The following is a 7,556-nucleotide window of genomic DNA, read 5'->3' on the forward strand; positions in this document are numbered from 1 at the left end:
GGAATTGTCCCACCCGATTCACTTTTGTTCCAGCGCTAGTCCGACCTATGCCGGATGGCTCATGCCTCGGGATGCGACTCGATGCGATCCTCTTCGCCGCCGAAACCGTGCATGTAGTAAGCCCATTGCAGGCCGATGACAGCGCCCTTGATCGGTCGCAGCAGCGCCAGCGAGGAGATGATGGTCAGCGGCGCCCAGATGGCGAGGTGCTGCCATGTCGACAACGTGCTGGTGGCTTCGACGCCCATGAACGCGCCGATGATGACATGTCCGACGATGACGACCACCAGATAGGCGGGCAGGTCGTCGGCGCGGTGGTGGTGCATCTCCTCGCCGCAATGCGCGCAGCGCTCTATGGCCGTCAGGAACGACGAGAACAGCTTTCCTTCGCCGCAATGCGGGCAGCGCCCGAGAAAACCGCGCTTCATCGCTTCCCACACCGGCCTTGCCGGGCGGCCCGTGTGATGCACGCCGCCAAAAACCTGTTCTTCCATCATCGTCTCCTGTTGGAGCCCCGACGCGATTGCGATGCGCGGGCCCGCGATTTCTGGCCCTTCGCCTTGTGAAACGACCGCTTCGACCCGGGCAGGGGTTTTGGATCGGTCAGCATCTCAAAGCGCATGGCTCCCGCCAGCGGCGCGACCTCGACCAGGCGAACCTCGACTCGATCTGCGAGCTGAAAGCCCTTGCCCGTGCGCTCGCCGAAGAGCGACCGGCCGGCTTCGTCGAATATATAGTAGTCGCCTTCGAGAGATGACACAGGAATAAAGCCGTCAGCGCCGTACTGCGGCAATTGGACAAATAGCCCGGCCTTGGTGACGCCGGAAATGCGGGCGTCGAACGTGTCGTTGAGCCGTTCGGCGAGATAGGCGGCGATCAGCCGGTCGACCGTGTCGCGCTCGGCGGCCATGGCGCGGCGCTCGGTCGCCGAGATCAGCGCCGAAATATCCTCCAGCCGCTCTTCCTCGCTTCGCGTCAGCCCGTCCTTGCCGAGCCCGAGCGCACCGATCAGCGCACGATGCACGATCAGATCCGAATAGCGGCGGATCGGCGAGGTGAAATGGGCGTAGCGCCGCAGGTTCAGGCCGAAATGTCCGAGGTTTTCCGGCGAGTAGATCGCCTGGCTCTGCGAGCGCAGCACCACTTCGTTGACCAGGGCTTCGTTGTCTTCGCCGCGCACGCGCTCGAGAATGCCGTTGAACTGGGCGGGCTTCATCTGTGCGCCACGCGCCAGCGACAGCCCGATCGTCGCCAGGAATTCGCGCAGCGATTCCTGCTTGGCCAGCGACGGCGCGTCGTGCACGCGGTAGACCAGCAGCTGCTTCTTGGCCTCCAGCGTCTCGGCTGCGGCGACATTGGCCTGGATCATGAATTCTTCGATGAGCTTATGCGCGTCGAGCCGGTCGGGCACGATGACCCGGTCGACCGTGCCGTCGGGCTTGAGCAGGATCTTTCGCTCGGGCAAATCGAGTTCCAGCGGCTGGCGGGCGTTGCGGCCGCGCTTCAGAACTTCATAGGCCGCCCAGAGCGGCTTCAGGATGGTTTCGAGGATAGGGCCGGTCGTCTCATCCGGCGCGCCGTCGATCGCGGTCTGCGCCTGCCGGTAGGCGAGCCGCGCCGCCGAGCGCATCATGATGCGATGGAAGGAGTGGCGGATCTTGCGGCCGTCAGCGGCGAAAACCATTCGAACGGCGAGCGCCGGCCGGTCGACCTTTTCCTTGAGCGAGCAGAGGTCGTTGGAGATGCGCTCCGGCAGCATCGGCACGACGCGGTCGGGAAAATAGACCGAATTGCCGCGCTTCAGCGCCTCGCGATCGAGCGCCGTGCCCGAGCGCACATAAGCGGCGACATCGGCAATCGCCACGGTCGCCACCACCCCGCCGGGGTTCTTTTCGTCCATATCCGGCTCGGCGAACACCGCGTCGTCATGGTCCTTGGCGTCGGCCGGATCAATTGTGATCAGCGGCAGGTCGCGCCAGTCCTCGCGCCCGGAAAGCGTCGCCGGCTTCACCGCCTCTGCTTCGGAAATCACCTCCTGCGGGAAGATGTGCGGGATTTCGTGGGCGTGGATGGCGATCATCGAGACCGCCTTCTCGCTGGTCAGCGAGCCGACAACGGTCAGCACCTTGGCGCGCGGCAGGCCGTAGCGGCCGGCGCGCACCGGCGCCACCTCGACCAGGTCGCCCGGCTTGGCGTCGTTCAGGAATTCAGCCTCGACGACCAGTTCGGCCTGCCGCCGCTCAACCGGTTCGATGCGGAACGTCCCGTCATGCCCGACCCGCAGCACGCCCAGCACCGCCTCGCGCTGCCGGTCGAATACCTTCATCACCCGCGCCGTATAGGCTGGGCCGGTCGGGTCGTTGGTCGGGAACGTCTTGGCGAGCACACGATCGCCGACGCCCGGCGCCGGTCCGCTTGCGTCGCGGCGCTGCTTGATCGACACGATCGGATTGAATTCGTCGTCCTCGGTCGCGCGCTCCGTCGGCCGCGCCAGAAGCCCGCCTTCGGCATCGCGCGAGAAGATGTCGAGCACCACCACATGGGGCAGGGCGCCGCGGCGGATCAGCCGCTTGCGGTCCTTGGTCAGAAGCCCCTCATCCTGCAGGTCGCGCAGCAGGTCCTTCAGCCACAGGCGGTCCTCGCCCTTCAGCGAATAGGCCTTGGCGATGTCGCGCTTGCCGCTCTTTTCAGGATTGGACGCGATATAGCGAAGGATGTCTTCGCGCGACGGGCGAAAATCGCGGGCAGCGCTTCCGGAGGCGGCGGGCGTGTCGGAGGAGCGGGTTTTCCCGCCGCCGCCCTTGCTTCCGGAAATGCTTCTCGCCAATTCGTCCTAGTCCTTTTTCTTCGCCGCCGGCTTCCTGGCCGCGGATTTCTTCGCGGCTGGTTTCTTCGTGGCGGCCTTGGCGCCTCGCGCCGGCTTCCTGCCGCCGCCGCCCTTGGCTTCCTTTTCGGCGATCAGCGCCACCGCATCCTCGACCGTGACGGACATCGGATCCTTGCCTTTCGGCAGCGTCGCATTGACCTTGCCGAAATTGACGTAGGGCCCGTATTTGCCGTCGCGCACGGTGATCGATCCGCCGCCGTTCGGATGCTCTCCGAGATCCTTCAACGCCGCCGGCGTGCCGCCGTTCCGGCCGCCTCTGCCCTTGGACTGCTTTTCGGCGATCACCGAAACCGCCCGGTTGAGTCCGATCGAAAACACGTCCTCGATGCTTTCGAGGTTCGCGTAGGTGCCGTCATGCAGCACGAAAGGCCCGTAGCGGCCGAGCCCGGCGGAGATCATCTTGCCGGATTCGGGATGCTTGCCGACGTCGCGCGGCAGCGAAAGCAGCGCCAGCGCCTTCTCATGGTCGATCGAATCCGGCGTCCAGCCCTTGGGCAGGCTCGAGCGCTTGGCCTCCTTGCCTTCGCCGCGCTGGATATAGGGGCCGAAGCGGCCGCTGCGCAGCGTGATCTCCTCGGACGTGTAAGGGTCCTTGCCGAGCGCCTTGGTGCCGTTTTCGCCTTCGATGCTCTCGCCGTCGCCATTGGCCGCCTCGCCGAGCTGGCGTGTATAGCTGCATTCGGGATAGTTGGAGCAGCCGACGAAAGCGCCGTATTTGCCGAGCTTCAGCGACAGATTCCCGGTGCCGCATTTCGGGCAGATGCGCGGATTGGAGCCGTCTTCGCGCGCGGGGAACACCAGCGGCGCCAGTTCTTCGTTCAGCGCGTCGAGCACGTCGGTGACGCGCAATTCCTTGATGTCGTCGACCGACGCCGAAAAATCCTTCCAGAAGTCGCGCAGCACGTCCTTCCAGGCCAGCTTGCCGTCGGAAATTTCGTCGAGCTTCTCCTCCAGCGAGGCCGTGAAATCATACTCGACATATTTCTCGAAGAAGTTTTCGAGGAATCCGGTCAGAAGCCTGCCTTTCGAGTGCGGCACCAGCCGGCGCTTGTCGATGGTGACGTATTCGCGGTCTTCGAGCGTCTTCAGGATCGCCGTATAGGTCGAGGGCCGGCCGATGCCGAGCTCTTCCATCTTCTTGATCAGCGACGCCTCCGAATAGCGCGGCGGCGGCTCGGTCGTGTGCTGGGTGGCAAGGATCGTATCGCACGTGAGCGCTTCGTCCGCCCGGATTTCGGGCAGGCGCTTGTTCTCCTCGTCCTCCGAATCCTCGTCCTTGTGCTCGGTATAGGCGGCGATGAAGCCGTCGAAGCGGACCACCGAACCGACCGCGCGCAGGCCGGCGACCCGGCCGCCATTGACCGCCTCGATCTCGACAGTGGTGCGCTCGATCTCGGCCGGCTGCATCTGGCTGGCGATAGCGCGTTTCCAGATCATCTCGTAAAGCCGCGCCTGGTCGGCATCGAGATATTTGCGCATGGCGGCGGGATTGCGCGAAAAGTCCGTCGGGCGGATCGCCTCGTGGGCTTCCTGCGCGTTCTTGGCTTTCACCGAATAGTAGCGCGGCTTTTCCGGCAGGTATCTGTCGCCGAATTCCTTGGCGATCGCCTTGCGCGCCTCCGTCAGCGCCTCAGGCGCCATCTGCACGCCATCGGTTCGCATATAGGTGATGAGGCCGGCCGTTTCGCCGCCAATATCCATGCCTTCATAGAGCCGTTGCGCGACCTGCATTGTGCGGACGGCGGAAAAGCCGAGTTGCGACGAAGCCGCCTGCTGCAGCGTCGAGGTGGTGAAGGGCGGGCCGGGATTGCGCCTGGTGGGCTTGGCCTCGACCGACAGCGCCTTGAAGCTCGCGCCTTCCAGCATTGCCTTGATGTCGTCGGCCTGCGCCTTGGAGGAAATGTCGAGTTTTTGGAGCTTCTTGCCTTCGAAGGCGGTCAGCCGCGCCTCGAATTTTTCCCGGCGCGGCGTGTCGAGAATGGCCGCGACCTGCCAGAACTCCTCGCGGACGAACCGTTCGATCTCGGATTCGCGGTCGCAGACCAGCCGGAGCGCCACCGACTGCACGCGGCCCGCGGACCGCGCGCCGGGCAGCTTGCGCCAGAGAACCGGCGAGAGCGTGAAGCCGACCAGATAGTCGAGCGCGCGCCGCGCCAGATAGGCGTCGACCAGCGGCGCGTCGATCTGGCGCGGATTGGCCATCGCATCCAGCACCGACTGCTTGGTGATGGCGTTGAACACCACTCGGCTCACCGGCTTGTCCTTCAGCGCCCGCTTCTGCTTCAGCACCTCCAGCACATGCCAGGAAATCGCTTCGCCCTCGCGGTCCGGGTCGGTCGCCAGGATCAGCCCGTCCGCCGCCTTCACCGCGTTGGCGATTTCGGTCAGGCGCTTGGAAGACGGCCCGTCGACCGCCCAGGACATGGCGAAATCGTCGTCGGGCCTCACCGAGCCGTCCTTGGCCGGCAGGTCACGGACGTGTCCGTAGGAGGCCAGAACCTTGTAGTTCCGTCCAAGATATTTGTTGATCGTTTTCGCTTTTGCCGGCGATTCGACGACGACGACGTCCATGAGCGCTCGTATTTTCCTGAGTGGCGCGAGAAGAAGAACCGCTGCGCGCGACGGATAGCTTGTCGATTGGTCTCGTCACATGGCCGCGGTTTTCCGTCCGGTCAAGGGGAACAGCCGAAATTCGTGCCTTGCTACCTGCTGCAACCCACGCGATACGCGTTAATTTGTTGCAACTTTAAGTAAATTAGTTAAAGTTCATGCAACCCAGGTCTCGCGAATTTCGCCGGCCCGGGCGGGGGAGGGAAGTTGGCGGCTGTTTGACTGCCGGCTGACGAGGAGCACTGGGCATGCGCCGCAACGATAGCAGGAAACGTACCGAAACGCTTGATTACATCCAGTCCATGCTCGGGCAGTTGCGTGTCATGGCCGAGAACGAGCGCTGCGACATGCTCGCTTACCTGATCGAGATGGCGTTTCTCGAGGCAGGCGAGGTCACCCGCGGCGAGCGTCCCTCACGGGCGGGCCGGGACAGGCGAGACAGCGCTGCTTGAGCAAATTAGCCCCGACCGACCTTTTTCGAAATCAGCCGGCGTGACGTATGGTCTAGGTACAAAGCCTACGATAGATCGATGTGACGGAGGTGCAGCATGGCGATTGAGTTGAAGCCGATCCGCACGGAAGCAGACTATGATGAGGCGCTGGCGGAACTCGGCCGCCTCTGGGGAGCAAGGAGCGGTACGCCTGATGGCGATCGGCTTGACGTGCTGGCGACGCTCATCGAAGCCTACGAGGCAAGAATTCATCCCATCGATCCTCCCGATCCGATCGAGGCGATCCTGTTCCGCATGGAGCAGCGGGGACTGACTCGCAAGGATCTCGAACCTCTGATCGGCACGCGCGCTCGTGTCGCCGAGGTTTTGAACCGCAAACGCGGCCTGTCGATCGAAATGATCCGGCGGCTGAATGAGGAACTCGGCATCTCGGCCGACGTCCTGATACGCCCCAGCCGTGAAGACCGGGCAGCCTAACTCGACCTACGCCACCAGCGAAACCGCCCCGCCCGCATGCCGCTCCAGGCGTCCGGCGAGATCGAGTTCCAGAAGGATCATGAACATCTGCGCCGGATGCAGCCCGGTATGCCGGATCAGTTCGTCGATGCCGGTAGGCGTCGGGCCGAGCGCCTCGACCACGCGGGCGCGGTCGTCGTCGCCGGGCGGGGGCGTGGCGGAGAAATCCGGCGGCTCCTCCAGCTGAACAGCCGGCGGAACCGGCCGCCCGGTGAGCGGCGCGAGCGCCTCGATGATATCCGAGGTTTCGGTGACAAGGATCGCCCCGTCTTTCAAAAGCCCGTTTGCGCCGGCTGCGCGCGGGTCGAGCGGCGAGCCGGGCACGGCGAAGACCAGCCGTCCCATCTCACCCGCCAGCCTTGCACTGATCAGCGAGCCCGATCGCTTGGCCGCCTCGACCACGACCAGGCCCAGCGCCATGCCGGCGACGATGCGGTTGCGGCGCGGAAAATCCTGCGCGCGCGGCTCCCAGCCGAACGGCATTTCCGAAACGACCGCGCCGCCATTCGCGGCGATCTCGTCACAGAGATCAGCATTTTCGGGCGGATAGGGCCGATCGAGGCCGCCAGCCAGCACACCGATCGTGCCGGTCGACAGGCTGCCCTGATGCGCCGCCGTGTCGATGCCGCGCGCCAGGCCGGACACGATGGCGTGGCCCTCGCGGCCGAGATCGGCGGCGAGCATCCGCGCCATCTTGATGCCGGCCAGCGAAGCGTTGCGCGCGCCGACGATTGCGACAGCGGGGAGAAAAAATACCGCGCCGATCCCCTTCACCGCCAGCAGCGGGGGCGGGTTGTCCATGCGCCGCAGCATCGCCGGATAATCCGTCTCGCCGATGCAGACGAAGCGCGCGCCCATGCGCCGCGCGGTTTCCATCTCGGCTTCGGCCTCGTTCTGCGAAGGTATGCGCAGGCTGCGCTGCGCGCCGCCATTCGCCATCAGTTCGGGCAGCATCTCCAGCGCGGTCTCGGCCGAGCCGAAGCGATTGATCAGGTCGCGGAAGGTGGCCGGTCCGACATTCGGCGTCCGGATCAGCCTCAGCCAGGCGAGCCGCTGCCGGTCGCTCAGGCGGGGACCGGCGGGGGGGTTGG

General features: G+C 64.9%; 6 protein-coding genes. 2 read left to right on the forward strand and 4 right to left on the reverse strand.

What is annotated here, in order from left to right:
* Positions 1 to 59: 59 nt before the first annotated feature.
* From MAXJ12_RS20440 to topA, 3 genes are read right to left on the reverse strand one after another with little or no spacing between them, the layout of a single operon-like run.
* Complete coding sequence (locus MAXJ12_RS20440; protein ID WP_008837877.1) at positions 60 to 494, reverse strand: DUF983 domain-containing protein; 435 nt, start codon at positions 492 to 494, stop codon at positions 60 to 62.
* On the reverse strand, positions 494 to 2,827 hold the full coding sequence (gene rnr / locus MAXJ12_RS20445; RefSeq protein ID WP_008837878.1) for a ribonuclease R: 2,334 nt from the start codon (positions 2,825 to 2,827) through the stop codon (positions 494 to 496). Before rnr ends, MAXJ12_RS20440 begins: the two co-directional genes overlap by 1 nt.
* 6 nt (positions 2,828 to 2,833) lie before the next feature.
* Positions 2,834 to 5,458: a type I DNA topoisomerase gene (topA, locus tag MAXJ12_RS20450; protein WP_008837879.1), complete on the reverse strand. Its 2,625-nt coding sequence runs from the start codon at positions 5,456 to 5,458 to the stop codon at positions 2,834 to 2,836.
* Between the two features lie 287 nt (positions 5,459 to 5,745).
* Between topA and MAXJ12_RS20455 the strand changes: the two genes are divergently transcribed.
* Positions 5,746 to 5,949, forward strand: coding sequence for a hypothetical protein (locus MAXJ12_RS20455; protein WP_008837880.1), 204 nt, complete (start codon positions 5,746 to 5,748; stop codon positions 5,947 to 5,949).
* Positions 5,950 to 6,045: 96 nt separating this feature from the next.
* A complete protein-coding gene (locus MAXJ12_RS20460; protein WP_008837881.1) occupies positions 6,046 to 6,426 on the forward strand; it encodes a helix-turn-helix domain-containing protein in 381 nt (126 codons plus the stop codon).
* Positions 6,427 to 6,432: 6 nt separating this feature from the next.
* Here the strand turns inward: MAXJ12_RS20460 and dprA are convergent.
* Positions 6,433 to 7,556 (reverse strand): DNA-processing protein DprA (gene dprA, locus MAXJ12_RS20465; protein WP_008837882.1); only part of this gene is annotated, 1,124 nt, incomplete at its 5' end.

This window comes from Mesorhizobium alhagi CCNWXJ12-2 (assembly GCF_000236565.1).
Taxonomy (GTDB): domain Bacteria; phylum Pseudomonadota; class Alphaproteobacteria; order Rhizobiales; family Rhizobiaceae; genus Allomesorhizobium; species Allomesorhizobium alhagi.

Excerpts from the sequence above, each read along its gene's own strand:
- MAXJ12_RS20455 (WP_008837880.1), top strand. The coding sequence starts at position 5,746 with ATGCGCCGCAACGATAGCAGGAAACGTACCGAAACGCTTGATTACATC.
- MAXJ12_RS20460 (WP_008837881.1), top strand. The coding sequence starts at position 6,046 with ATGGCGATTGAGTTGAAGCCGATCCGCACGGAAGCAGACTATGATGAG.
- topA (WP_008837879.1), bottom strand. The coding sequence starts at position 5,458 with ATGGACGTCGTCGTCGTCGAATCGCCGGCAAAAGCGAAAACGATCAAC.
- MAXJ12_RS20440 (WP_008837877.1), bottom strand. The coding sequence starts at position 494 with ATGGAAGAACAGGTTTTTGGCGGCGTGCATCACACGGGCCGCCCGGCA.